This window comes from [Micrococcus luteus] ATCC 49442 (assembly GCF_010367585.1).
Taxonomy (GTDB): Bacteria; Actinomycetota; Actinomycetes; order Actinomycetales; family Micrococcaceae; genus Arthrobacter; species Arthrobacter luteus_A.
The window spans coordinates 740,857-764,232 of the sequence record NZ_JAAAXP010000001.1 but is presented as its reverse complement, the minus strand read 5'-3'; the positions used below and the strand labels follow the sequence as shown (position 1 = coordinate 764,232).

General features: G+C 64.5%; 23 protein-coding genes and 1 tRNA gene. 15 read left to right on the top strand and 9 right to left on the bottom strand.

The window, feature by feature from the left end; all coding sequences use genetic code 11:
- The first annotated feature begins 2 nt into the window (after positions 1–2).
- Positions 3–1,343, top strand: coding sequence for a 3-oxoacyl-ACP reductase (locus GUV69_RS03570; RefSeq protein ID WP_164199787.1), 1,341 nt, complete (start codon positions 3–5; stop codon positions 1,341–1,343).
- Positions 1,340–2,254, top strand: coding sequence for a MaoC family dehydratase (locus GUV69_RS03565; RefSeq protein WP_164199785.1), 915 nt, complete (start codon positions 1,340–1,342; stop codon positions 2,252–2,254). Before GUV69_RS03570 ends, GUV69_RS03565 begins: the two co-directional genes overlap by 4 nt.
- On the opposite strand, the gene GUV69_RS03560 is transcribed toward GUV69_RS03565, so the two are convergent.
- From GUV69_RS03560 to GUV69_RS03545, 4 genes are all read right to left on the bottom strand, one after another.
- Positions 2,251–3,303: an FUSC family protein gene (locus GUV69_RS03560; RefSeq protein ID WP_164206195.1), complete on the bottom strand. Its 1,053-nt coding sequence runs from the start codon at positions 3,301–3,303 to the stop codon at positions 2,251–2,253. The genes GUV69_RS03565 and GUV69_RS03560 overlap by 4 nt on opposite strands.
- A 93-nt stretch (positions 3,304–3,396) precedes the next feature.
- Positions 3,397–4,506, bottom strand: a complete 1,110-nt coding sequence (locus GUV69_RS03555) for a serine hydrolase domain-containing protein (protein WP_164199783.1) — start codon at positions 4,504–4,506, stop codon at positions 3,397–3,399.
- Between the two features lie 17 nt (positions 4,507–4,523).
- Positions 4,524–5,618, bottom strand: a complete 1,095-nt coding sequence (locus tag GUV69_RS03550; RefSeq protein ID WP_244292835.1) for a glutathione S-transferase family protein — start codon at positions 5,616–5,618, stop codon at positions 4,524–4,526.
- A 58-nt stretch (positions 5,619–5,676) separates the two neighbouring features.
- A complete protein-coding gene (locus tag GUV69_RS03545; protein WP_164199779.1) occupies positions 5,677–6,420 on the bottom strand; it encodes a M50 family metallopeptidase in 744 nt (247 codons plus the stop codon).
- A 110-nt stretch (positions 6,421–6,530) separates the two neighbouring features.
- Here GUV69_RS03545 and GUV69_RS03540 point away from each other — a divergent pair, with 110 nt between their 5' ends.
- Positions 6,531–6,995 (top strand): GatB/YqeY domain-containing protein, encoded by a 465-nt coding sequence (locus tag GUV69_RS03540; protein ID WP_164199777.1) that lies wholly within the window; start codon positions 6,531–6,533, stop codon positions 6,993–6,995.
- A gap of 135 nt (positions 6,996–7,130) precedes the next feature.
- Here the strand turns inward: GUV69_RS03540 and GUV69_RS03535 are convergent, their stop codons facing one another.
- Positions 7,131–7,433, bottom strand: coding sequence for a DUF4193 domain-containing protein (locus GUV69_RS03535; RefSeq protein ID WP_056339942.1), 303 nt, complete (start codon positions 7,431–7,433; stop codon positions 7,131–7,133).
- A gap of 465 nt (positions 7,434–7,898) precedes the next feature.
- On the opposite strand from GUV69_RS03535, the gene GUV69_RS03530 reads away from it, so the two are divergent.
- The 5 genes from GUV69_RS03530 to GUV69_RS03510 are packed head-to-tail and all read left to right on the top strand — an operon-like array spanning position 7,899 to position 13,769.
- The gene (locus GUV69_RS03530) at positions 7,899–9,515 is read left to right on the top strand and encodes a sugar ABC transporter ATP-binding protein (RefSeq protein ID WP_164199775.1); all 1,617 of its coding nucleotides are present in this window, start codon (positions 7,899–7,901) and stop codon (positions 9,513–9,515) included.
- Entirely contained in the window at positions 9,512–10,549 is a 1,038-nt protein-coding gene (locus tag GUV69_RS03525; RefSeq protein ID WP_164199774.1) for an ABC transporter permease, read from the top strand. The genes GUV69_RS03530 and GUV69_RS03525 overlap by 4 nt, the downstream gene beginning before the upstream one ends.
- Positions 10,546–11,658 carry an ABC transporter permease gene (locus GUV69_RS03520; protein ID WP_164199772.1) on the top strand — a complete coding sequence of 371 codons (1,113 nt, stop codon included), beginning with the start codon at positions 10,546–10,548 and terminating at the stop codon, positions 11,656–11,658. The genes GUV69_RS03525 and GUV69_RS03520 overlap by 4 nt, the downstream gene beginning before the upstream one ends.
- Positions 11,658–12,878 (top strand): substrate-binding domain-containing protein, encoded by a 1,221-nt coding sequence (locus GUV69_RS03515; RefSeq protein ID WP_164199770.1) that lies wholly within the window; start codon positions 11,658–11,660, stop codon positions 12,876–12,878. Before GUV69_RS03520 ends, GUV69_RS03515 begins: the two co-directional genes overlap by 1 nt.
- 33 nt (positions 12,879–12,911) lie before the next feature.
- Positions 12,912–13,769, top strand: a complete 858-nt coding sequence (locus GUV69_RS03510; RefSeq protein WP_164199768.1) for a sugar phosphate isomerase/epimerase family protein — start codon at positions 12,912–12,914, stop codon at positions 13,767–13,769.
- A gap of 80 nt (positions 13,770–13,849) precedes the next feature.
- Here the strand turns inward: GUV69_RS03510 and GUV69_RS03505 are convergent.
- Positions 13,850–13,932: transfer RNA gene (locus GUV69_RS03505), tRNA-Leu, on the bottom strand.
- A gap of 172 nt (positions 13,933–14,104) precedes the next feature.
- Here GUV69_RS03505 and GUV69_RS03500 point away from each other — a divergent pair.
- Positions 14,105–15,409, top strand: coding sequence for a M20/M25/M40 family metallo-hydrolase (locus tag GUV69_RS03500; protein ID WP_164199765.1), 1,305 nt, complete (start codon positions 14,105–14,107; stop codon positions 15,407–15,409).
- A gap of 12 nt (positions 15,410–15,421) precedes the next feature.
- A complete protein-coding gene (locus GUV69_RS03495) occupies positions 15,422–16,582 on the top strand; it encodes an acyl-CoA dehydrogenase family protein (protein WP_164199763.1) in 1,161 nt (386 codons plus the stop codon).
- A gap of 22 nt (positions 16,583–16,604) precedes the next feature.
- Here GUV69_RS03495 and GUV69_RS03490 read toward each other — a convergent pair whose 3' ends face one another.
- Positions 16,605–16,838, bottom strand: a complete 234-nt coding sequence (locus GUV69_RS03490) for a DUF5703 family protein (RefSeq protein WP_164199761.1) — start codon at positions 16,836–16,838, stop codon at positions 16,605–16,607.
- Positions 16,839–16,877: 39 nt separating this feature from the next.
- Here GUV69_RS03490 and GUV69_RS03485 point away from each other — a divergent pair, with 39 nt between their 5' ends.
- Positions 16,878–17,144, top strand: a complete 267-nt coding sequence (locus GUV69_RS03485; protein WP_164199759.1) for a hypothetical protein — start codon at positions 16,878–16,880, stop codon at positions 17,142–17,144.
- Positions 17,145–17,168: 24 nt separating this feature from the next.
- Here the strand turns inward: GUV69_RS03485 and GUV69_RS03480 are convergent, their stop codons facing one another.
- Positions 17,169–18,104: an aldo/keto reductase gene (locus tag GUV69_RS03480; RefSeq protein ID WP_164199757.1), complete on the bottom strand. Its 936-nt coding sequence runs from the start codon at positions 18,102–18,104 to the stop codon at positions 17,169–17,171.
- A 50-nt stretch (positions 18,105–18,154) separates the two neighbouring features.
- Here GUV69_RS03480 and GUV69_RS03475 point away from each other — a divergent pair, with 50 nt between their 5' ends.
- Positions 18,155–18,988, top strand: a complete 834-nt coding sequence (locus GUV69_RS03475; RefSeq protein WP_164199755.1) for an undecaprenyl-diphosphate phosphatase — start codon at positions 18,155–18,157, stop codon at positions 18,986–18,988.
- 15 nt (positions 18,989–19,003) lie between these two features.
- Positions 19,004–20,275, top strand: a complete 1,272-nt coding sequence (gene mshC / locus GUV69_RS03470; protein WP_164199753.1) for a cysteine--1-D-myo-inosityl 2-amino-2-deoxy-alpha-D-glucopyranoside ligase — start codon at positions 19,004–19,006, stop codon at positions 20,273–20,275.
- Between the two features lie 49 nt (positions 20,276–20,324).
- On the opposite strand, the gene GUV69_RS03465 is transcribed toward mshC, so the two are convergent.
- Positions 20,325–21,230 carry a PAC2 family protein gene (locus tag GUV69_RS03465; protein ID WP_164199751.1) on the bottom strand — a complete coding sequence of 302 codons (906 nt, stop codon included), beginning with the start codon at positions 21,228–21,230 and terminating at the stop codon, positions 20,325–20,327.
- 196 nt (positions 21,231–21,426) lie between these two features.
- Here GUV69_RS03465 and GUV69_RS03460 point away from each other — a divergent pair, with 196 nt between their 5' ends.
- Both GUV69_RS03460 and GUV69_RS03455 read left to right on the top strand, forming a co-directional pair.
- A complete protein-coding gene (locus tag GUV69_RS03460; protein ID WP_244292834.1) occupies positions 21,427–22,113 on the top strand; it encodes an HAD family hydrolase in 687 nt (228 codons plus the stop codon).
- On the top strand, positions 22,110–23,276 hold the full coding sequence (locus tag GUV69_RS03455) for a site-2 protease family protein (RefSeq protein ID WP_244292601.1): 1,167 nt from the start codon (positions 22,110–22,112) through the stop codon (positions 23,274–23,276). Before GUV69_RS03460 ends, GUV69_RS03455 begins: the two co-directional genes overlap by 4 nt.
- Positions 23,277–23,376: the final 100 nt, after the last annotated feature.

Below are 23,376 nucleotides of genomic sequence, written 5' to 3'. Positions count from 1 at the left end.
GGATGACAGACACATACACCCGCCTTGTCAGCCAAGGCGTGGGCAAAGATCTCGCGAAGCGGCTGGGGCTTCCCCAGCCGGCGGTGTTGCGCCGCTACACACCGGGCCAGCCTTTGGTAACCGGCCCCGTCCTGGTGCAGGGCAACACCGCAGGCGCGGATGAATTGGCCGCCACGCTGCTGTCCTGGAACCTGGACGTGCGCCGCCATGCCGTGCCCCGCGAAAAACTCGGGGCCATCATCCTGGTCCTGGAGGCCCTGGCCACCCCGGAAGACCTCGAAAAGCCCGTACTGTCCGCCGCTTCGTCGCTGCGTGATCTTGCTCCCGGCGCCCGGTTTGTCACCATCTCCCGTCCTGCCGCAGAGGCCACCAGTCCGGCGATGGCGGCGGCACGGCAAGGGGTGGACGGTTTTCTGCGGTCCTTGGCCAAGGAACTGCGTGTCGGCGCGACGGCCAACGGAGTCCTCCTGGCCGACGCCGTCGGGACCACGAGTCCGAGTGCCTTGGCGGCCCTGCAATTCTTCCTGTCAGGCCGGTCGGCATTCGTGGACGGCCAGTTCCTGACGGTCAGCACAGGGGACGGCACACTGCCGGACGATGTTGAGAAGCCACTGGCCGGCAAGGTGGCTGTAGTCACCGGCGCGGCGAGGGGCATCGGCGCGGCCATCGCCAGGACCCTTCACCGGGACGGGGCCACACTGGTCCTGGTTGACATCCCGGCGGCGGGGGATCACCTGGCGGCAGTGGCCAACGACGTACACGGCACTGCCCTGCAGTTGGACATCAGCCGGGAGGATGCGGGCCAGCGAATCCTTGAGCATGCGGTGCAGCGCCACGGGCACCTGGACATCCTGGTTCACAACGCCGGCATCACGCGGGACAAGCTCCTGGCCAACATGGACCACGCGCGCTGGCACTCAGTGCTCAACATCAACATCGCGGCGCAGCTCAGGATCAACGACGCTTTATTGGCCTCGGACCGCTTCCGCAATGCACCGCGGATCGTGTCGGTTGCCTCCACGAGCGGGATCGCCGGCAACCGCGGCCAGACGAACTATGCCGCATCCAAGGGCGGCGTTATGGGGATGGTGAGGGCCACGGCACCCCTGCTGGCGGAGCGGGGAGGAACCATCAACGCGGTGGCGCCGGGCTTCATCGAAACCGAGATGACGGCGCGGATCCCCTTTGCCGTCCGGGAAGTGGGCCGGCGGCTCAATGCCCTGCAGCAAGGGGGCCTGCCGACCGACGTGGCCGAGGCGATCGCGTTCCTTGCCAGTGATGCTGCGGGCGGCATCAACGGGAACATCCTGCGTGTCTGTGGACAGAACCTGGTGGGAGCGTGAGTGCTGCACAGCCGGTCATCCTGGGGGAGATGCCCGCGCTGTCCAAGCTCTACGTCAATGCGGCCGCCCAGGCGGCACGCCGCCGCGTGCTGGGGACCCACACTGCTTCAGTCCTGCCAACCACCGGACACGAAGTAAGAGGCGTCAGGGCCGACGTCGGTAATCTCACCGCGTACCAGCACCTTATTGGCCTGACTGCCCGGGATACCCTTCCCGCCGGTTACCTCCACGCGCTTTCGTTTCCACTGGCCATCAGCGTGATGAACCGCGACGATTTCCCATTGCCTTTGCTGGGCATGATCCACCTGAGCAACTATGTTGAGCAGCGTGCCCCGGTACTTTTCACGGAGCTCCTGGACATCGAAGCCCGGGTGGAGAACCTCCGGGGCCACCGGGCGGGGACGCAGCTCGACGTGGTTGCCGAGGTCCGTGGCGGGGGGACCGCGGACGTCCGCTGGACCGGCCGTTCCACCTACCTGGCGAAGGGGGTTTTCCTGCCGGGAATCGATAAACCCTCACCCAACAACAGCAACGGACAGGCCGGTTTCACGCCCCCGGACCCGACTGCGGTGTGGCAGCTGGGCGTGGACACGGGACGTGCATACGCTGCGGTGTCAGGTGACTTCAACCCGATCCACCTGAGTGTGCTTTCGGCCAAGGCGCTGGGGATGCGCCGCTCCATCGCCCACGGGATGTACCTGGCGTCCAGGGCGCTGGCGGACGTCGGACCGGTGAAGGGCGAAGCATTCACGTGGGCGGTGACCTTTGAGGCCCCGGTGTTCCTGCCGGGCCGGGTAGCGCTGGAATTCACTGATCAAACGCCGGGTGAAGGCTGGCAGCGCTCGGACTTTGTAGCGTGGAACCCGCGCTCCGGCCGAAAACACTTCAGCGGCTCGGTGACACCGCTCTAGGCCGCCGGGCGCACGGCCCGGAGAATGCGGTGGAGGCTCAGGAGGATGGACTCCGACGCCGTGACGGCGGCATCTTCCTGGTCCCGCTGCAACGTGGCAGCCATGCAGGCCTCCACGGCTGACTCCGCCGCAGCGTACAGGCGCTTTTGCTCAGCCGTGTCCTCCCCACGGAACGAGGCCAGCAGCTCTCCGGCAGCGTTCATGGCGGCTGCCAGCGGCGCGCTGTCCTGGAACGGAACCGTATACGGCACGTCCTCTGACCAGATGACGTCCGAAAGGACTTCGGTCATGTCCTGGATGTGGAAGGTCACCCGCTCAAGATCGCGCAGATTCCGGTAGTCGAGGTCCACGTCCCGCGGATGGAGCCGCCGGCGGGGGTTGGCGCGACGGCTTGCGTCCGCCTCCTGGACAAGGTGGCGGACAGTCCTGGCTGCTTCCGACAGTTCGTCCGAGCGGCGGGACCAGTCCTCGTGCTCTGGCGGCCACTTTTCCGTCAGCGCTGCCCCCATGTCAGTCAGCTGCTTTCCCAGTGCCAGCCGTAGCTCGCCCAGGCTGTCGGCGGCCGCACTAAAGTGCAGGGGCGGGAAGATCAGGAAGTTGACGGCGATTCCGACGGCGACTCCCGCGCCCATCTGGATAAGGTACCCAAACGAAAAGTCGTCCGCGTTGCTTCCTCCCACCAGCAGGACCAGAAGCGCCGCCGTCGGAATCCAATCACTGCCTGAACCGATCCTGGGCAGTCCGCCGAGCAGGATTCCCAGCCCCATGAAGACCGCGACGGACACCGGTGAGGGATCACTGATGCTGACGAGCGCAAACGCGAGACCGATACCAATGGCGAGGCCTACCAGTGCCTGGAACCCCTGCCGGACGGATCCTGCCACGTTGTGGTACATCGAGACCAGGGCGCCCAGCGGCGCGTAGTACGGATACTCTGCCGCCGGCCCTGGCATGAGGGGCGCTATGGCAAAGGCCAGCCCGGCCGCGAGGGCCGCCTTGGCCGCCAGCAGCAGGCGCTGGAGCGTGAAGGCGGCGGCGACACCGGACACGGCGTTCTTTAGCAGAAGGGAGCCCTTGGCGCGCGGGGGCCCTGACTGTGTGTGAGTGTCACCCATCCCGCCCACGTTAGGTGCAGGCCGGGGCTAGGACAAGCCGGCGCCGGCCCGCCGGACCTCCGCTGCGAGCCTGTGCGCCCTGCCGGGCGTCCGGCCGTCCTCCGCCCGCTGCGGGATATAGCCAAAACTGAGGGCATAGGCAGGATCGGCGAAACCGAGGGCCGCGTTTGCCCCTTCGTGGCCGAACGCACGGTGGCTGCCGAAATTCCGCGATGGGTGAGGCTTCATAAACACCACGGCAAAGGCGTTGTCCAGGCCGGAGCTGCGGTCCAGGCCCCACACCTGTTCCTGGGACATCTGATCGATCGTTTCCGGTGTGAGGAAAGCGTCCAGGCCGTGCACGCCCGTTGTCGCCGCGGCATACAGCCGCGCCAGCCCCTCAGCGGTCCCCACGCCGCCGGCGGCGCTCATCCCGGCGGCACGCACGGCCCGCCGGTTGGGAAGCTCCATGATGGAACCCACCGCCGCATTCCCGTTAAGCCCGCCCAGGCTCAGCGGATCAAGCCACGGCTGGCCGGGATCGACGTCGTACAGCACATCCCGGTACCGAAATTCGAGTTCCGCCGGCAGGCCCAGGAAGAAGTCAACGCCGTAAGCCACGCGGATGCGGAGGTCAAAGAGGCTCTGCAGGCTGGTTCCGGTGACCCGCCGGCAGAGTTCCTCCATCATGATTCCGATAGTGAGGGCGTGGTACCCGAAGCAGCTCCCGGGGCGCCATAACGGCGGCGACGCGGCGAGGCGCGCGGCCGCCTCGGGCGTGGTGAACTCGTCGAGGGCAAAGCCGCCCTCGACGCCCATCAGCCCGGCCTGGTGGGACAGCGCCTCCCGGACCAGGAGCCGGTCCTTGCCGTGGGCACCGAATTCGGGCCAGTAGCTGGCCACCGGCCGGTCGAGGTCCAGGAGTCCCTCCTGAACAAGCAGGGACATGACCAGGCCTGCAGCTCCCTTGGAGACCGAGTAGGCGCCTGTGATGGATGCCGCCGCGATGTGCGGGCCTCCATGAAGGTCCAGCACTTTCACGCCGTGCCGGTAGGCCGCCACTTGCGCACTGTACTGGGGATCGGCTGCAAGGAAGGCCTCGAACAAATCGGTGACGGCTTCGAATCCGGGCGCTGCCAGGCCATGACTTTTCTGCATGGAGAGAGCTTAGCCCGTCAGAAAGCGCTTTCCGCTGCCGTGTCCGCTCCGTGTCCCCGAGCAACTTCTTCGCCGGGACGGACAGGGCCCGGGGGAGTGCCATTGCCGAACGGCCTGCCGCCCAGCGAGTCCCGCCCATGGGGCTCTAGCCAGCCCGAGAGGTCCGGCCCCTGCGGCACAATCCCTGTCGGATTAATGTCCTCATGAACAATGTAGTAGTGCTGCTTGATCTGCACAAAGTCGATCGTGTCGCCGAAGCCCGGGGTCTGGAACAGGTCGCGTGCGTACCCCCAAAGGGCTGGCATCTCAGTGAGCTTCTGCCGGTTGCATTTGAAGTGTCCGTGATAAACGGCGTCGAACCGCGCCAACGTTGTAAACAGCCGGACATCAGCCTCGGTGATGGTGTCGCCAACGAGGTACCGCTGGCCGGAGAGACGTTCCTCGAGCCAGTCCAGTGCGGTCCACAGCCGGGTGTAGGCGGAGTTATACGCCTCCTGGGAGCCGGCAAACCCGCACCGGTAGACGCCGTTGTTGATCTCGGTAAACACGCGCTTGTTGACAGCATCGATTTCCTGCCGCAGGTGTTCGGGATACAGGTCGGGAGCGCCGGGCCGGTGGAAGTCCACCCATTCGGTGGCAAAGTCCAACGTGATTTGGGGAAAGTTGTTGGTGACCACGGCGCCGCTGGGTAGATCCACGATGGCTGGAACCGTGATGCCGCGCGGGTAGTCCGGGAAGCGCTTGAAGTAGGCGCTCTGAATGCGTTCGATGCCCAGGACCGGATCCACACCCCCGGGATCCAGGTCAAAGGTCCAGGAGCGGGCGTCGTGGGTGGGGCCAGGCTGGCCGAGCGAGATGGCGTCCTCGAGTCCCAGAAGCCGGCGCACAATAACGGTTCGGTTCGCCCACGGGCACGCGCGCGCTGCAATCAGCCGGTAACGGCCGGATTCGACTGGCCACCCGGGCTCGCCGTTATCGCCCGGGTGTCCGTCACGGGTGATGCGGTCCTCGATGTAGTTGGTGTCCCTGGTGAACTCAGCTCCGCCGGTGACGTAGGCGCCCTTGGTACTGTGCGCATTGTTTAGCCCGGAGTTGCCGTCCGTGCTGTTCATTGTTTGTGTGGTCGCGGCAGGCTGGCTGCCGGTTGGATCCTGGCTCATGCGAACAAGCCTAGGCTCCCGCAGCCAGAGTTGCAGAGATCGGCTGCCACGCCACCACCCAGCAACCGGCAACAACTGCGATAAACAGCGCTATCCATATCACGGACGGGACAGCCGTGGCGCGGTAAAGGATGTACGCGTCGGAACTGGCCAGCCTGTCCCGTCGCCGCAGATGGACGTTGGTGAGCTTGGCAAGGTCCCTGACGGCTGCAACCAGCAGGGCCACGCCGAGACTGATGGCCACGTGGCCGGTGAACTGGTCAGGAACAAAAAGGACCAGCACTGCTCCGGCTGCAATGGCAGCGACTGTGATGAAGATCCCGGCGAAGTTCCTGATGAAGATGAGCGATGCTGCCAGGATGAGTGTGCCGGTAGCAAGCGCGGCCGGACCCCAGCCACCAAATCCGGAGCTGACCAGCGCGGCCCCCGTCAGGGCCGGAACCGGGTATCCCCAGAAGCCTGACCAAACGGCCGCAAGCCGGCCACGGCCGAAACTGGTGGTGGTGCCGGAATGATCCAGCCTCAAGGTGATCCCGCTCAGCCGTTGACCGCTTGTGACGGCGGCGAAAGCGTGGCCCAGTTCGTGGGTGGCGGTGGCCAGAAGCCCGAAGTACTTCCACGTGGCACGGGGAATGGAGAGGGCTGTTGCAAGGGCCAGAACCACGCCCAGTTCGATCAGCGTGACATGGGGGATGGCCGTCCTGCTGAAAACCTCCGCGATCCGGTTCCACAGTTGCTCGGAAATCACATTCACTCCCCGCCGGACAGGGAGTAGTTATTGTCAGCCATAGGCCTCTACGGTACTAGAGGGATGGTTCACCATTGCCCCGCAGCCTGCGGGCGCTGAATGAGATGAGGAATACTGTGAGCACTTTGAAGGAACGTCTCCACGCTGACGTCGTGGCGCATATGAAGGATCGGAACAAGACCGCCCTGACAACGGTTCGCAACGTCCTTGGCGAGATCGAGACGCGGGAAAAGTCCGGGAAATCACCCATTGAACTTGATGATGCCCAGGTGACGTCGCTGCTGCAGAAGGAGGCTGCCAAACGCCGCGAGACGGCAAAGATCTACACCGATGCCGGCGAGGCTGAGCGGGCCGCGGCCGAGGTTGCGGAGGCCGAAGTCATAGAGGCATACCTGCCGCGTGCGCTGACAGCTGAGGAAGTCGAAGCGATCGTGGACGAAACCATTGCCGGGCTGCGCGCCGGGGGAGTGGAACCCGGCCTGCGTCAGCTGGGCGCTGTCATGAAGCCCGTTACGGCGAAAGTTGCCGGGCGCTTCGACGGCAAGGCTGTCAGCGAGCTGGTGCGCAGCCGTCTGGGCTGACACCTGACGGTAACGGAGTTGGTGCCCGGAACAATGCGGTGAACAGGAAAGGCACGCCTACAGGATGTGGGCGTGCCTTTGCTTCCTGCCGGTGGAAAACTCAGCCGGCACGGATAGATCTCTCGTGTTTGGGAATCAGCCTTCGCAGTCCGTGCAGTAGCTGTGGCCATCCTTCTGGCGTGCAATCTGCGAACGGTGCCGGACCAGGAAGCAGGAGTAGCAGGTGAACTCGTCCTCCGCCTGGGGGATGACCTGCACAACCAGTTCCTCGGCAACGAATTCGCCGCCGGGGACGCCGGCGCCATCCAGTCCGTCGGCCTCATCGAGCTCGAGCACGACGCTGCGGGCGTCCGGTGCATTGGCGGACTGCAGTGCCTCGAGCGAGTTGTCCTGCGACTCCTTGACGTCGGAGCGAAGTTCATCGTAATCGGTTGCCACTTAGGTGTATCTCTTTTCTTTGGTTCGTCTGTCGCGTATGCAACGTACAGCATCCGGCAGCTATTCCCCAATAGGCTGGCGGAAAAACTTTGTCTGTGGCGCCGCGGTCAGACATGCAAAAATCCCAACATCCAAGGATCGGGGGAGTTTTCCTGTTTGTCAGCGGTCCTGGACTTCAACCATCCCGGGTCTTGCCTCGGCCAGAAGTGCCTGGAATCAAGGCTTCATGTCCCGGATGAGCCACAGGTGAACCACAAGAGTACGCCAATTCAGCCGCGCCAACCGCAGCTTCGGTGACATGAGGCTCTTCGGCCGCCTGTTCGCGGCCGACGCGTGGTGAGAGACACACGTCTGCACCGCCGCGCAACAACCACAAAACGCAGCGAAACAGCCCTGGTAGTCAGCAATCGTTTATCCCTTGACGGATCAGAACCCGCCCTGTAACAGTTAGTCGTGGGCGGATCGATGGAGAACCACGAAGGGACTGGCGCGGCGTCAATCCCCGGCGGGTTCCCCCATAGCAGCACGGACCCGCCGCCCCTTCTGGAAGTCCGCGGACTGACAAAGAGCTTCTTCGGTATTCCCGTGCTGGAAAACGCCCACCTCACCCTTCACCGGAGCCAGGTTCACGGGCTCGTAGGCGAAAACGGGGCCGGGAAGTCCACCCTGATGAAAGTGCTCGCAGGGGTCTACCAGCCTGACGCGGGAACGGTACTTTTGGACGGCCGGGAAGTCAGTTTCGGCCACCCAACGAAAGCTCATGAGGCAGGGCTGTCGTCGGTCTTCCAGGAGTTTAATCTCCTTCCGGACCGGACGGTGGCCGAGAACATCTTCCTGGGCCGGGAACCCCGCCGCGGGGTCCTGGTTAACAAGGCGCTCATGAACGTGCAAACGGCCGAGCTGCTGCAGTCGCTCGGGATCACCACCATCCGGCCCACCGCACAGGTGCGGAGCCTGACCGTGGCGGAGCAGCAGATAGTGGAGATTGCAAAAGCTGTCAGCTACGACGCCCGGATCGTCGCCATGGACGAGCCAACCGCCGCGCTGGCCGGCGCCGAAGTTGAGCTCCTTTACCAGATCGTGTCCCGCCTCCGGGACCGCGGAACCGCAATTCTCTACGTCTCCCACCGGCTTCGGGAACTTTTTGATCTCTGCGATGTCATCACCGTCCTGAAGGACGGCCGCGTGGTCAGCACCGCACCGGCCTCAGAACTCGATGATGCAGGGCTGGTCCGGCTGATGGTTGGCCGGCCTATCTCGGCGTTCTTTCCGGAAAAGCTGCCCCTGCCAGACGGGGACTCCAAAGGCAAAAACGTTGAAGTCAGGAACGTTGACGGTGCTAACGTCCCCGTCAGGCCGATCCTGGAACTGCTGGGTGCCGGCAACGGCCAGCTGGACGGGATCAGCTTCAGCGTTCGGCCGGGTGAGATTGTCGGGCTGGCCGGTCTTCAGGGCTCCGGCCGGACTGAACTGCTTCACGCCATTTTCGGTGCCGCACCCTTCCACCGCGGCACCATGAAGGTGGAAGGCCGGGAGCTTCTGCCCAAGTCCCCGAGGGAGGGCGTCCGGGCCCGCATGGCCCTCATCACGGAAGACCGCAAAGCCGAGGGCCTCAGCCTGAACCAGTCCATCCTGGACAACGCACTGACCGTCATCAGGTCGGTCTTTCCGCGCCGTACAAGAACCGTCAAAACGGAGGTTCCCGGCGTGTTTTCCTCGCTGGAGGTAGTGGCACGGGACTTGGACCAGGAGGTGCAGTACCTCTCCGGCGGGAACCAGCAGAAGGTGGTCCTGGCCAAATGGCTGGCAATCCGCCCCAGCCTGGTCCTGCTGGATGAACCTACCCGCGGCATAGATGTGGGAGCCAAGGTGGCCGTCTACCGGCTCATGCGCAAGCTGGCAGCCGAAGGCAAAGCCATCCTGATGGTCTCCAGCGAATTACCGGAGGTCATCGGCATGTCCGACCGGATCCTCGTCATGCGCGACGGGCGTCTCGCCGGCGAGCTTCCGGCCGGAACGTCAGAGGAAGCCGTCCTGCAGCTCGCAACGGGTGCCAGGATTGCATCGGGAGACGGGGCATGAAACAGCGTGTCAGCTTCGTCGATCGCCTGTCCTCCACACAGATCGTCTACCTGGTGGCCCTGCTGACGCTTATCGCCGGTGCCGTACTCGTCAGCACGATCGGACGGAATTTTTTCAGCTCGGGAAATATCTCCAGCATCCTGACCGGAACCAGCGTCCTGGGTTTCATCGCAATCGGACAGACCCTTGTCATCCTGGCCGGCAGCCTGGACCTCTCGGTTCCCTATGTCGCCAGCCTTGCCAGCCTCATTGCCGCCGGTGTGATGGCCAACAACCCGGGCAACGTCCTGCCCGGCGTCCTGCTCACGCTTGGTGCCGCGGCGGTCATCGGCCTGGCCAACGGGCTGATCGTGGCCCGCCTCAACGTACACGGGTTCATTGCCACGCTGGGCATGGGCCTGATCATCAGCGGCTACCTCGCCACCAACTTCAAGGGCAGCTTCGGGCAGACACCGCTCTCGTTCCGCCTGATCGGGGCGACCGGTCTGGGGCCTGTGCCCATCTCGACCATCATTATGCTGGCCTGTGCGGCCCTGGCCATGCTGCTGCTCCACCGCACCAGAACGGGCCACCACCTCTACGCCGTCGGCGGTGACATTTCCGTAGCCCGGACCTCGGGCATCCGCGTCGACCTGCCGGTCATCACGGCCCACGTGATCTGTTCGGTGCTGTCAGGAATGGCGGGCCTGCTCCTCGCCAGCCGGCTGGGTGTGGGCAGCCCGACGGTGGGCTCCCAGGGCGGGTACGATCTCCTCTCCATCGCCGCCGTGGTCCTCGGCGGCACACTTCTGGCAGGCGGCAAAGGAACCATCACCGGCACCCTGGGCGGCGTCCTCATCTTCGCCATGCTGGACAACATCATGTCCGTTATGCAGATCAACCCCTTCCTCAAGGACGTGGTCAGGGGCGTGGTCATTGTCGTCGCCGTCGCTGTGTATGCGCGCCGCAGGATCGTCAACCGACCCGAGCGGTTCGGCCCGAAGGGTTCCGTCGAAGCCCCTGCCGCACAGGTTCCGCCCTCGGAGCGGCCATGAGCACGGCACTGCCCTCCGGGCGCAGCGCAGTCCTCCGGCAGAACCGCGCCAGCCGTTCCCAGCGTCTCCTGCGCGCTGTGCGTACTCCCGGCGGCGCTGTCTTCATCCTGTTGATCAGCCTTTTGGCGGCCATCATCGTGCTGAACCCGTCCTTCGGGGAGCCTGGCTCCTTCATCCGGTTCATCGGCAGGACGGCCCCGATCGCCATCGCGGCCGTCGGCCAGTACTTCGTTATTGTCAGCGGCGAATTCGACCTGTCGATGGGATCGGTCGTGACCATGCAGGTCATCGTTGCCGGCAACCTCATCCGGCAGGACGATTCCAGGGTGATTCCGGTCCTGATCCTGATGTTTGTGCTCGGCGCCTTCATCGGGCTCGTGAACGGACTGATCTCGACACTGCTGAAGGTGCCCAGCTTCATCGTGACGCTGGGCATGATGCTGGCCCTGCTCGGACTGGTCCTCTACTGGACCGGCGGCGCGGCCCAGGGAAACCCTGCGGACAGCTTCCGCCAGATAGGGCGCGGCGGGATCCAGGACGTCCCGGTCCTGGACATCATTCCTTACCCTGTCATCATCCTGGCGGCGGTGACCGTCCTGGCGGTTGTCCTGATGCGCCGCCCCTTCGGCCGTATGCTCATCGCCGTCGGCGATAACCCCCGGGCTGCCGAACTGTCCGGCTCCCGTGTCTGGTGGGTGCGGACGCGGGCGTTCATCATCTCGTCACTGTCGGCCACCGTGGCCGGCATCCTCCTCGTGGGCTACGCGGGAGTACATCCGTCGGTGGGGCGGGGTTACGAGTTCACGGCGATCACCGCCGTCGTCCTCGGTGGCGTGGTGCTCGGCGGCGGACGCGGCTGGGTCCTGTCCGCGGCGGCCGGCGCGTTCGCCCTGGAGGCGCTGTTCACCCTCTTGAATTTCATGGGCATCCAGGCGACCTGGCGGGACACAGTCCAGGGCGTCATCATCATCATCGCCGTGGCAGCAGCGTCCACGTCATGGCAGCGCAAGCGCAAGGGAGCCACTTCCGCCGCCCATGACGAACGGCACCGGCTAAGCGCAGCACCCACGCCCCACGAGGGCACCGAACAAGGAGGAGATCGATTCTGATGCGTAAACACCCTATTCGCGCGATCGCACTTGGCGCAGTATTGCCGCTGGTGGTTTTGACTGCCTGTACCACCACGGATCCGTCCGTTACCGAAACAACGGCACCGGACACCGGCTCGCCGGCCACCACTCCGGCCAGCCAGGAATGGTTTGACCAGACGCTTTACGATGACCAGTTCACGCAACGTTCGGCGACCTTCGAAGGAAACGCTGAGCAGCCCTACCTTCAGTACATCGCCGGCGACATGACCGACACCGCAAAGTTCGCCTCCTCCGGGCCAAAGAAGGTCTGCTTCGCCAATGCCTCCATCTCGAACCCGTGGCGCCAGACCGGCTGGATTACCATGAACCAGCAACTCAAGGTCCTCCAGGGCTCGGGAGTCGTTTCCGAAATGGAGACCCGGGATGCCAAGGACAACGACAACACGCAGATCGCGGACATTGATTACTTCATCGGCGAGGGAAACTGCGATGCGTTCGTCATCTCGCCCAACTCGACGGCGGCCCTGACCCAGGCCGTGGAGCGTGCCTGCCAGACAGGCAAGCCTGTGGTGGTGTTTGACCGCGGCGTCGAAACCGACTGCGCCACCACGTTCATCCACCCGATCGGAGGCTTCGCCTGGGGCATCGACACCGCCACGTTCCTGACCGACAGGCTGAAGTCCGGTGACAAGGTGGTGGCCCTCCGCATCCTTCCCGGCGTGGATGTGCTGGAACACCGGTGGGCGGCGGCGAAGAAGATCTTTGAGGAGAAGGGAATCCAGGCAAGGGACTACTTCACCGGAGCAGACCCCACCGAGATCAAGAAAATCATCTCCGACGAACTGGCCACCGGCGATGTCCAGGGCGTCTGGATGGACGCCGGCGACGGTGCCGTGGCTGCCCTCGAGGCCTTCGAGGATGCCGGGAAGAACCTGCCGGTGATGACCGGCGAGGATGAGATGAGCTTCCTGACCAAGTGGAAGGAAACCGGAATCGATGCCATGGCCCCGGTCTACTCCAACTTCCAGTGGCGGACTCCGCTGCTGGCCCTGGAGAGGATCTTCAAGGGCGAGCAGATCCCGGCCGAATGGATTCTCCCGCAGAAACCCATCCTCGCGGACGAACTGGACTCCTGGCTGCAGCGCAACCAGGGGATGCCCGGCGGCCACTACGCCAAGTTCGGCGGCGAAGACCTCCCCGGCTATCCGCAGGTCTGGCAGCAGCGGCAGATGCCCTGACCCTGGCCTCCGCGCAGCGTTGGAAGGAGCAGCTTGAAGCGTCTCATCGGGATCAGCACCTGGGTCTGGGATTCTCCGTTGACCGATGCCAACCTGCGCGGACACTTGGCGAGGATCGCTGCGCTGGGGTTTGACGCCGTGGAACTTCCGCTGGAAAACGCCGGCGACTTCACGGCCGACGCGGTGCGCGAAGCCCTGGAGTCCACGGGGCTGAGGCCGTTTGTTGTCGGTGCCATGTCGCCGGGCCGGGACCTTGTCGCGGCTGCCCCGGCCACCGTGGAAAAGACGCAGGCCTATCTCATGGACTGCATCACCATGGCAGCCGGCATCGGTTCGCCCACTGTGTGCGGTCCCTTCTACGCCCGGACCGGCCGCGTCTGGCGGATGTCGCCGGGCCAGCGGCGGGAGGCCGACGCCGAGCTGCGGCACAATCTGCAGCCGGTGGCGGCGAGGGCCCGGGAAGCGGGCGTCGTCCTGGGCATCGAACCGCTGAACCGGTACGAAACATCGCTGCTCAACACGGTGGACCAGGCACTTGAGGCGCTGGGGCCCTTGCTGGGCAACGGCGTGGGCCTTGCCCTGGACAGCTACCACCTTCACATCGAGGAGCGTTCGCTGGCCGCCGCGGTCCGGGCGGCCGGTGAACACGTGGTTCACGTCCAGGTTTCCGGGAACGACCGCGGCGCCCCCGGCGGGGACCAGACCGATTGGGAAAACTTCCTGCATGCCTTGGACGAGGTGGGTTACAGCGGACCGCTGAACATCGAAAGTTTTACTGCGGACAATGCCGCGATCGCCGTGGCGGCGTCAATCTGGCGGCCGTTGGCCCCTAGCCAGGACGAGCTGGCTGTCAGGGGACTGGCCTTCCTCCTGGGCGTACAACGGCACTGAACGGCCCGCGTCCACGCAGCGCCTACTCACTAATGACGAAAAACCCCCGGAATCCTTGGATTCCGGGGGTATTCCCATTGTGCGCGGAGGGGGACTTGAACCCCCACCCCCTTTCGAGGACTAGCACCTCAAGCTAGCGCGTCTGCCATTCCGCCACCCGCGCAGGTGGTAATTCGGAGTCCGATTCCGCCTTTCAGCGTTTCGCTTTTCTCCGAAGCAGCGAGAAAGACTCTAACACGAACTTTCGGGAAAGATCGAATCGGGACTCATGGGTAGGCTGAAGGCACACGAAAACGCAGGTTCTTTGCAGCCTTCCCATCGCCCAAGGAGTATCTATGTCTGACGTCCGCGCCGAGGATGAAGTTGTACGGATCTGCCAGGAACTCATCCAGATAGATACATCGAACTACGGCGACGGTTCGGGGCCGGGGGAGCGGGTGGCCGCCGAGTACACTGCCGGACTGATCGAGGAAGTGGGACTCTCCGCCGAAATCTTCGAGTCGGCGCCGGGCCGCGCCAGTGTTGTAACGCGGATGGCGGGCGAAGACCCCTCTGCAAGCGCCCTTGTAGTGCATGGGCACCTGGATGTTGTGCCAGCCCTGCGCGAACAGTGGTCGGTGGATCCCTTCGGTGCAGAACTCAAGGACGGACTCATCTGGGGCCGCGGAGCGGTGGACATGAAGGACATGGATGCCATGATCCTGTCCGTTATGCGGGATTTGGCCCGGTCCGGGCGGAAACCCAAACGCGACCTCATTTTTGCCTTCTTTGCCGACGAGGAAGCCGGCGGCGAATACGGTGCCCGGTACGCCGTCGACAAACGGCCGGAGCTTTTCGAGGGTGCCACCGAAGCCATCTCGGAAGTGGGCGGATTCTCGGCAACTATCGGAGGGCAGCGCACATATCTGCTGCAGACCGCCGAGAAGGGCATCTCCTGGCTTCGCCTTGTCGCCCACGGCCGGGCAGGCCACGGCTCCCAGATCAACACGGACAACGCCGTCACCCGCCTCGCAGCGGCGGTCACCCGGATCGGCGAGTACAAGTGGCCTATCGAGCTCACTCCCACCACGCGGCAGTTCCTTGACGGCGTGACCGAACTCACGGGCGTCGAATTCGATCCGGACAACCCGGACCGGCTCCTGGACCAGCTCGGCACGGTGGCCCGCTTCGTGGGGGCAACCCTCCAGAACACGACCAACCCCACGCTGCTGAAGGGCGGGTACAAACACAACGTCATTCCTGAATCGGCAGAGGCCCTGGTGGACTGCCGCACGCTTCCCGGCCAGGAGGAACAGGTCCTGGAAATCGTCCGGGAGCTCGCAGGCACCGGGGTTGAAGTGAGCTATGTGCACAACGACGTCTCGCTGGAGGTGCCGTTCGCCGGAAACCTGGTGGACTCCATGATCGATGCCCTGCATTCCGAGGACCCCGGGGCCAAGGTCCTGCCGTACACGCTCTCCGGCGGCACGGACAACAAATCCCTGAGCAGGCTGGGGATCACCGGCTACGGCTTTGCGCCCCTCATGCTGCCTGACGACCTCGACTTCACTGGAATGTTCCACGGCGTGGACGAGCGGGTGCCCGTGGATTCGCTGAAGTTCGGCGCCCGCGTCCTCAACACGCTCCTCACCAACTACTGAGCTGCGCAGGACATGACACCCGAAGAAGTGCTACCGGACCGCCTGCTGGAGGGCATCCGCGGCCGCGCAGTCCGCTACGACCGGGACAATGCGTTTTTCGCGGAGGACCTGGCTGAGTTGACCGCCGCCGGTTACCTTAAGCTTTTTGTTCCAGCGTCCGACGGCGGCATGGGGCTTGGGCTCGAGGCGGCAGCACAGTGCCAGCGCAGGCTGGCAACGGCAGCCCCGGCCACCGCCCTGGCCATCAACATGCACCTGGTCTGGACCGGCGTCGCGCAGGTCCTGGCCGCCCGCGGCGATGATTCGCTGGGCTTCGTCCTGGAAGACGCTGCCCGCGGTGAGATCTTTGCCTTCGGCAATTCCGAGGCCGGGAATGATTCGGTCCTCTTTGATTCAAAGACGGCAGCCGTTCCGCTGCCCGGCGGCGGCTACAGTTTCACCGGAACCAAGATCTTCACCAGCCTCTCACCGGCGTGGACCCGGCTGGGCATCTTTGGCAAGGACGCCCGGGCCCGGTCCGGCGAGGGCGAACTGGTGCACGGATTCATCCGGCGGGACGCGGCGGGCTACACCATCCTGGACGACTGGGACACCCTTGGCATGCGGGCCAGCCAGTCCAACACCACGGTCCTGGACGGGGTCGAGGTGGGGCCGGACCGGATCTTCCGTAAGCTGCCGGTGGGCCCCAACGCCGATCCACTGATCTTCGCCATCTTTGCCTGCTTTGAGTCGCTGCTGGCGGCGGTGTACACCGGCATTGGTGAGCGTGCCCTGACGCTCGGCGTGGAGGCGGTAAAGCGGCGGACGTCCTTCAAGAACGCCGGCCGAAGCTATGCACAGGATCCGGACATCCGCTGGAAGGTGGCCGAGGCCGCGATGGCCATGGACAGCCTTTACCCGCACCTCCTGGCGGTCACCCGCGACGTCGATGCCCTCACGGACCACGGATCCCAGTGGTTCCCAAAGCTCGTTGGCCTGAAGGTGAATGCGACGGAGACCGCACGCCGCGTTGTGGATCTGGCCATCAGGGTCAGCGGCGGTTCCAGCTACTTTCGCGGGTCCGAACTTGAACGCCTGTACCGGGATGTCCTGGCCGGGATGTTCCACCCGTCAGATGATGAGTCTGCGCACAACACGGTAGCGAACGCGTGGCTGGGGCCGCTGGACTCCTAAACGGTCCGCTGGCTCCGAAGTCCTAAACGGTCCGCTGGACCTGCATCACCCGGCGGCGCAGCCAGAAGCGCCTGCCGCCGCCCATGTACAGCACACTGCGTTCCAGTTCCCACTTGCCGTACTCGGAGTGCTCCACAAGCCTGCGCCTGGCCTCAGGCAGGGAATCGAGAGGGCTCACCGTCAGTACGAGGTACTCGTACTGCTTGATAAAGTCCCGTTCCCGTTGGACCGAGCTGGTCAGAAAATGTTCCTTCATTGCTCTCCATTTTCGTCCTTTTCCGGCTAACGTGAAGTCATGAGCATCGATCCGCGTGTCGCGCTTCAGTCTTTGACAACCGCCTTGGAAGAACACCTTATAGCAGCATCCAACCGGCGCGATGATGGGGATCCCGCCGTCGAAGCCGCTTTTTTCGCGGTCGCAGATGCGTTCGAGGTGTATGAAGACGCACTCTACGAGGCTTACAGCGAGGTCACACCCCTGCAGGTGTTTGACGACGACGAGGACGAGGATGAAGAATCCGGCATCGACGAAGAAGAGGACCTCGAAATCGTCGAGGATTGAAGCAGCGCACAGCTGAGCGCAGGCTCAGGCCGGCTGGGACACATCCTCCAGCGCCCGTGCAATCTCCGGGGGAAGCCGCGTCAGCTGGGCGGCCATGATCTCCTTGGCCTGGACCGGAGTCCGGGGCCCGACAACGGCGGTGGCCACCCCGTGCTGGGCCAGCAGCCAGCTCAGCGACACATCCAGTGCCGTCCGGCCCAGGCCTTTGGCAGCCATCGCCACCGCTTCCACGACACTGGAAGGCTGCTGCTCCAAATACGGCTCAACATAGGGTGCAGAATCACTGCGCGCTGCCCGGGAGTCCACGGGGATACTGCTGCGGTACTTGCCGGTGAGCACGCCGCGGCCCAGCGGCGCCCACGCCATGAGTCCCAGGCCTGCGTCTTCGACGGCGGGAATCAGTTCCGCCTCCGGTTTCCGTTGGAGCAGCGAGTATTCGGCCTGGGCAGCAACGAGCGGGAATCCGGCCACTGCTGCTGCCTTGGCGCTCTGCCAGCCGTTGAAGTTGGCGATGCCCGCATAGCGGGCGCGCCCGCTGCGGACAGCGAACTCGAGCGCGGACAGCGTTTCGTCCAAGGGGACGTTGCCGTCCCATGCCTGCGCAAACCAGAGGTCCACGTAGTCGGTCCCGAGCCTCGCCAGGCTGGCGTCCAGGCTGCTCAGCATCGCACTGCGCGACGTGTCCACAGTCCGCCGGCCCTCCGACGTCGATGTCCCCGCCTTCGTGGAAATGCAGACTTCCGTGCGTGAGACAACGTCGCCCAGCAAGGACCCGATCATTGCTTCGGCGCGGCCATCAGCGTAGGAGGCGGCCGTGTCGATGAGTTTTCCGCCGCCATCAACAAATGTGCGCAAGATCTCGGAGGCGTCCTGTTCGTCGGTTTCGCCGGCCCAGGACATGGTGCCGAGGGAAAGGGCGGAGACTCGCAATCCACTGTTGCCGACGTAACGCTGCTGCATAGCTGCAAGCTTACGGGGAATCAACAGGGCGCATGACGTAGTGTCTTAGCGTGAACTGGATTGAGGCGGCCCTGCTCGGGCTAATACAGGGTCTGACCGAATTTCTACCGATTTCATCAAGCGCGCACCTGCGGATCGTGGGTCAGTTCCTGCCCAACGCGTCCGATCCGGGGGCAGCATTTACGGCCATCACCCAGCTCGGAACCGAAACGGCGGTGGTGATCTATTTCTGGCGGGACATCGTCCGAATCATCAAGGCCTGGGCGGGTTCCCTGACAGGAAAAGTCTCCCGGCAGGATCCTGACGCCCGCATGGGCTGGCTGGTAATCCTCGGCAGCCTGCCCATCATCGTGCTGGGCCTGCTGTTCCAGGACCAGATTGAATCGGTGCTGCGAAGCCTGTGGATCGTCGCCACCATGCTGATCGTTTTTGGTTTGATCCTGGCCGTGGCGGACGCCGTCGGAAAGCAGGAACGCGAACTCTCCCAGCTTTCCTACAAGCACGGCATTTTGTACGGGTTCGCCCAGGCGTTGGCGCTCATCCCTGGCGTCTCACGGTCCGGCGGTACCATTACGGCCGGCCTCCTGATGGGCTATACCCGCGAAGCAGCGGCCCGTTACTCGTTCCTGCTGGCCATTCCGGCCGTGTTCGGCAGCGGCCTGTACCAGCTGTACAAAGTGGTTTCCAAGGACGGCATTACCGGACCGTATGGCCTTCCGGAGACAGCGCTGGCCACCGTCATCGCCCTGGTTGTGGGCTACGTGATCATTGGCTGGTTCCTTAAATTCATCTCCACGCGGAGCTACCGGCTCTTTGTCTGGTACCGGATTCTCCTGGGCCTCGCCCTGTATCTTCTGCTCGGTTTCAATGTCATCGATGCCTAGAAGTAGGCTTGGGCTGTGAAATCCTGGACTTCTAGACCTGTTCCTGTGCTGCCCGGCTCCATGCCGGCCATCCGTCTGTTCGACACCGCCATGGGACAGGAAATCGGCCTGCCTGTCAGCGGTGAGCAGTCGATGTATGTCTGCGGCATCACCCCGTACGACGCTACGCACATGGGCCATGCTGCCAGCTACGTGGCCTTTGATCTCCTGAACAGGGCCTGGCGCGACGCCGGCCACAAGGTTGCGTACGTCCAGAACGTCACAGACGTGGATGACCCCTTGCTGGAGCGCGCCACAGCCACCGGTGTGGACTGGCAGGACCTGGCGGCCAGCCAGATCGAACTTTTCCAGACGGACATGGAAGCCCTCAACGTTATTGCGCCGGACCACTATGTCGGCGCTGTTGAGTCCGTGGACCTGATCGTCCCGGCCATTGAGCGCCTGATCAGGCAGGGCCTGGCTTACCGCGTCGCCGGCGCCGCGGGGGAGCCGGACGGTGATGTCTACTACGATGTCGAAGCCGCCGGCAAGCAGTCGATCGCCCCTGACGCCTGGACCCTGGGATCGATCTCGCACCTTGGGGAAGCTGAAATGCTTGAGCTGTTCGCCGAACGCGGCGGCGACCCTGGCAGGGCCGGCAAGCGCCAGGCCCTTGACCCGCTCCTCTGGCGGGTTGCCCGTGACGGCGAGCCCAGCTGGCCCGGCGGAGAACTGGGCCAGGGCAGGCCCGGATGGCACATCGAATGCACGGTCATCGCCCAGCGGTACCTGCCGGCACCCTTCACGGTTCAGGGCGGCGGCTCAGACCTGATCTTCCCGCACCACGAGATGGGAGCCGGCCACGCCTATTCCCTGGCAGGTGTCCCGTTGGCCCGCCACTACGCCCACGCCGGCATGGTGGGCCTGGACGGTGAAAAGATGAGCAAGTCCAAGGGCAACCTGGTCCTCGTCTCCAAGCTGCGCGCAGACGGTGAAGAGCCGGCCGCGATACGGCTGGCAATCCTGGCCCACCACTACCGTTCAGACTGGTCCTGGACGCCGGAAGGCTTCGCAGCGGCCAAGGAAAGGCTCGCCGCCTGGCGCCAGGCCCTCGCCGCCGCACCTGCCGGATCGGCTGCCGGCGTGATTGGCGACATGCGGTCGGCCCTGGCCGCCGATCTGAACGCTCCGGCAGCACTCGAAGCCGTCGACCGGTGGGCCGCTGCGGCCACCGCGGCAGCGGGCAGCCCGCAGGATGAAGCACTGGTCAGTGACGCAGTCGAGGCATTGCTCGGCGTCGTACTCTAGCGCTGTGCGCGTCCGCCTGCCGGAAACCGCAGGCGGACGCAGCCGCTACTTAGTTTTTGTCGCGGCCCCGGCGCTTCAGGTACCGCTCGAATTCACGCGCGATGGACTCTCCGCTGGCTTCCGGAAGGTCGGCGGTGTCCTTCGCTTCTTCAAGCTGGCGGACGTACGCGGCGATTTCCGGATCCTCGGTGGCCAGTTCGTCCACCCCACGTTCCCAGGCGGCTGACTCCTCCGCCAGCTCGTGGGTGTCCAGCGGAACCTGGAGCAGTTCCTCTATCCGGTGCAGGAGGGCCAGTTGGGCCTTCGGCGATGGTGCCTGGGCAACGTAGTGGGGGACTGCGGCCCACAGCGAAACCGTGGGAATGCCGGCCAGAAGGGCTACTTCGGAGAGCACCCCGACAATGCCGACCGGACCCTCGTACTGGGACGGTTCCAGGTTCAGCCGTTCCCGCAGCGGGGCGTCATCGGATGACGTGCTCACGGGGATGGGCCTGCTGTGCGGAACATCAGCCAGCAAGGCACCCACGAGGATCACGTAGTCCACTTTGAGTGCTTCTGCATGGACCAGAAGTTCCGCGGTGTAGGCCCGCCACTTGTACGAGGGCTCCGTGCCCTGGACAAAAATGACGTCAATGTTCGAATCAGGTGCACTGGCCTTGTAGATGCGCGTGGCCGGCCACTTGATCTTGCGTTCCCCGGACGCGGTCCGGCGGACGGTGGGACGGGTGAACTGGAAATCGTAGTATTCGTCGGCGTCGATGGACGCAACTTTCTTGCCGCCCCACACTTTGTTGAGATAGCGCAACGAGTCACTGGCTGCTTCCCCGGCGTCGTTCCAGCCTTCAAAAGCGGCCAGCATCACGGTGATGCGCTGCCCCTCGGCCACTGGCAGCAGGAACTGCTCCTGTTCAGGCACGGCACCCGGTTCTGTGGTGTCTCCGTCGAAGCTATTCATTTCTTCACCCTACGTCCAAGAACGGTGGCGGTGCATTCAATGCAACGCCAAAAGTGTCCCCGGTCCGCTTCCGCACCTGCTGCCGCGGCCATATTCGCCAAGGGCGTACGCACGGCCGGCGTTCAGGCCGGCACCGTAGACTTACGCCATGCGACCCTCACCTTCTGTTTCCCCGCTCCGTGCTGTTCTTTGGGATATGGACGGGACCATCGTGGACACGGAACCCTATTGGATCGCCGCTGAGCGCTCCCTCGTGGAAGCCCATGGCGGAACCTGGTCACACGAACAGGCCACCCAGCTCGTGGGGCAGGCCCTGACGTTTTCCGCCGGAATCCTGCAGGAGGCCGGTGTCCGGCTGGACACCCGCCAAATCATCGACACGTTGACCGCGGAAGTCATCAGGAACGTTCAACGGTCTGTCCCGTGGCGTCCGGGCGCCCGGGAGCTGCTTGACGGCCTGCACCAGGCAGGTGTCAGGTGTGCGCTGGTCACCATGTCGGAGGGGCCCCTTGCCCGCGAGATCGTGGCGAGCCTGCCCAGACCGTATTTCGAGTTCATGGTCACCGGCGATACCGTGACGCATGGCAAACCCCACCCCGAGGCTTACCTGAAGGCCGTGGAACTGCTCCAGGACTCAGATCCCGGCCTGACCATCGGCCACTGTGTTGCACTGGAAGATTCGGGACCGGGTGTCGCAGCGGCGGTGGCATCCGGAGTGGCCACCGTGGCCATTCCCCATATTGTCCCGCTGCCGGCCGATCCCCGGCACACCACGTGGGACTCACTGGCAGGGCGGACGGTTTCCGAGCTGGAAGCGATCGCGGCCGCAAGCATGACCGAATTCGCGGCCACGTTGGCGGCGACGCCCGGGAGAACATCGTGAGTGAATCGCCCGCTCCCGCACGTCGGGAAGGAATCCGCCTCGGCCGCATCGCCGGGATCCCCATCATTCTGGCGTACTCCTGGTTTGTGATTGCAGCGTTCACTGTCATCGTCTACGGACCGGTGCTGCTGGAACGCAATCCCGGATTCGGCATTACCGCCTACTATGTGGCGTTCGCCTACGCCTTACTGCTGCTCATTTCGGTCCTGGTCCACGAGTTGGCGCATGCCCTTACCGCCAAGGCCTACGGCTGGCCCACCCAGAAAATCGTGCTGAACCTCTGGGGCGGCCACACGCAGTTCGAAAACTTCACGGCCACCCCGGCACGGTCAGTGATCGTGGCGCTGGCAGGGCCGGCAGCCAACCTGGTCCTGGCGGGAGCAGCCTGGCTGGTCCTGTCCGGCGCGAGCATGGGCGTTGTGGCAGACACCCTGACCAACATCTTTATGTGGGCCAACTTCGTCATTGGCATCTTCAACGTCCTGCCAGGCCTGCCGCTGGACGGCGGACGAATTGTTGAATCTGCCGTCTGGAAGGCCACCGGCAGCCAGGCCAAAGGCACGGTGGCTGCCGGCTGGGCCGGCCGTGTCATCGTTGTGGGCCTGGGCCTGTGGTTCATCGCTATGCCCCTGCTTGCCGGGGTGACGCCGGACTTCAGCCTCCTCATGATCACAGTCCTCGTTGCCGGCTTCCTCTGGATGGGCGCCAGCGCCGCTATCCGGCAGGGAACCATGCGCGGCAGGCTGCATCTGGTGAGCGCCACCGCCCTGGCTGCTCCCGCCGTCGGAATTCCAGCCACAGCCACCGTCGCCGATATCCGCCGGGTGTCCGTAAACGGGACTCCCGCGGTTGTTGTGTGCGGTCCGGAGGGGCGCCCGCAAGGCGTGGTGGACAGCCGCGCCCTGGCTGCCGTTCCGGAGTCCGCCGCCGAGTCAACTCCAGCGACGGCGGTGTCCTACGCCCTTGCGGCGGGCGCCTATGTGCCTGAATGGTCGCAGGGACAGGAACTGATCCAGTACCTCTCCCAGCTTGAGGGACACGAGTATGCCGTGGTGGACCACAACGGCACCGTGACCGGCCTGCTCTCGCAAAACGCGGTAGTAGTGGCCATTACCGGCAAGGAAGGCCGGCCCAATAAGCACGCGCAGGGCCAGAGCCGGTAGAGTTACGTGCCGGCCGTGCACTGCCGCCGCATGGCCGCCCGTGCTGCACGCATCATGCGGACTCATCGTGTGTGGCCCCACAGTCTTACAAGAGCGAGGA

Bases quoted from the DNA above. Each gene is read 5' to 3' on its own strand.
- GUV69_RS03550 (WP_244292835.1), bottom strand. From the start codon at position 5,618: ATGAACAGCACGGACGGCAACTCCGGGCTAAACAATGCGCACAGTACC.
- GUV69_RS03480 (WP_164199757.1), bottom strand. From the start codon at position 18,104: ATGCAGCAGCGTTACGTCGGCAACAGTGGATTGCGAGTCTCCGCCCTT.
- GUV69_RS03490 (WP_164199761.1), bottom strand. From the start codon at position 16,838: ATGAAGGAACATTTTCTGACCAGCTCGGTCCAACGGGAACGGGACTTT.
- GUV69_RS03570 (WP_164199787.1), top strand. From the start codon at position 3: ATGACAGACACATACACCCGCCTTGTCAGCCAAGGCGTGGGCAAAGAT.
- GUV69_RS03520 (WP_164199772.1), top strand. From the start codon at position 10,546: ATGAGCACGGCACTGCCCTCCGGGCGCAGCGCAGTCCTCCGGCAGAAC.
- GUV69_RS03525 (WP_164199774.1), top strand. From the start codon at position 9,512: ATGAAACAGCGTGTCAGCTTCGTCGATCGCCTGTCCTCCACACAGATC.
- GUV69_RS03530 (WP_164199775.1), top strand. From the start codon at position 7,899: ATGGAGAACCACGAAGGGACTGGCGCGGCGTCAATCCCCGGCGGGTTC.
- GUV69_RS03515 (WP_164199770.1), top strand. From the start codon at position 11,658: ATGCGTAAACACCCTATTCGCGCGATCGCACTTGGCGCAGTATTGCCG.
- GUV69_RS03485 (WP_164199759.1), top strand. From the start codon at position 16,878: ATGAGCATCGATCCGCGTGTCGCGCTTCAGTCTTTGACAACCGCCTTG.
- GUV69_RS03555 (WP_164199783.1), bottom strand. From the start codon at position 4,506: ATGCAGAAAAGTCATGGCCTGGCAGCGCCCGGATTCGAAGCCGTCACC.
- GUV69_RS03495 (WP_164199763.1), top strand. From the start codon at position 15,422: ATGACACCCGAAGAAGTGCTACCGGACCGCCTGCTGGAGGGCATCCGC.
- GUV69_RS03460 (WP_244292834.1), top strand. From the start codon at position 21,427: ATGGACGGGACCATCGTGGACACGGAACCCTATTGGATCGCCGCTGAG.
- GUV69_RS03465 (WP_164199751.1), bottom strand. From the start codon at position 21,230: ATGAATAGCTTCGACGGAGACACCACAGAACCGGGTGCCGTGCCTGAA.
- GUV69_RS03500 (WP_164199765.1), top strand. From the start codon at position 14,105: ATGTCTGACGTCCGCGCCGAGGATGAAGTTGTACGGATCTGCCAGGAA.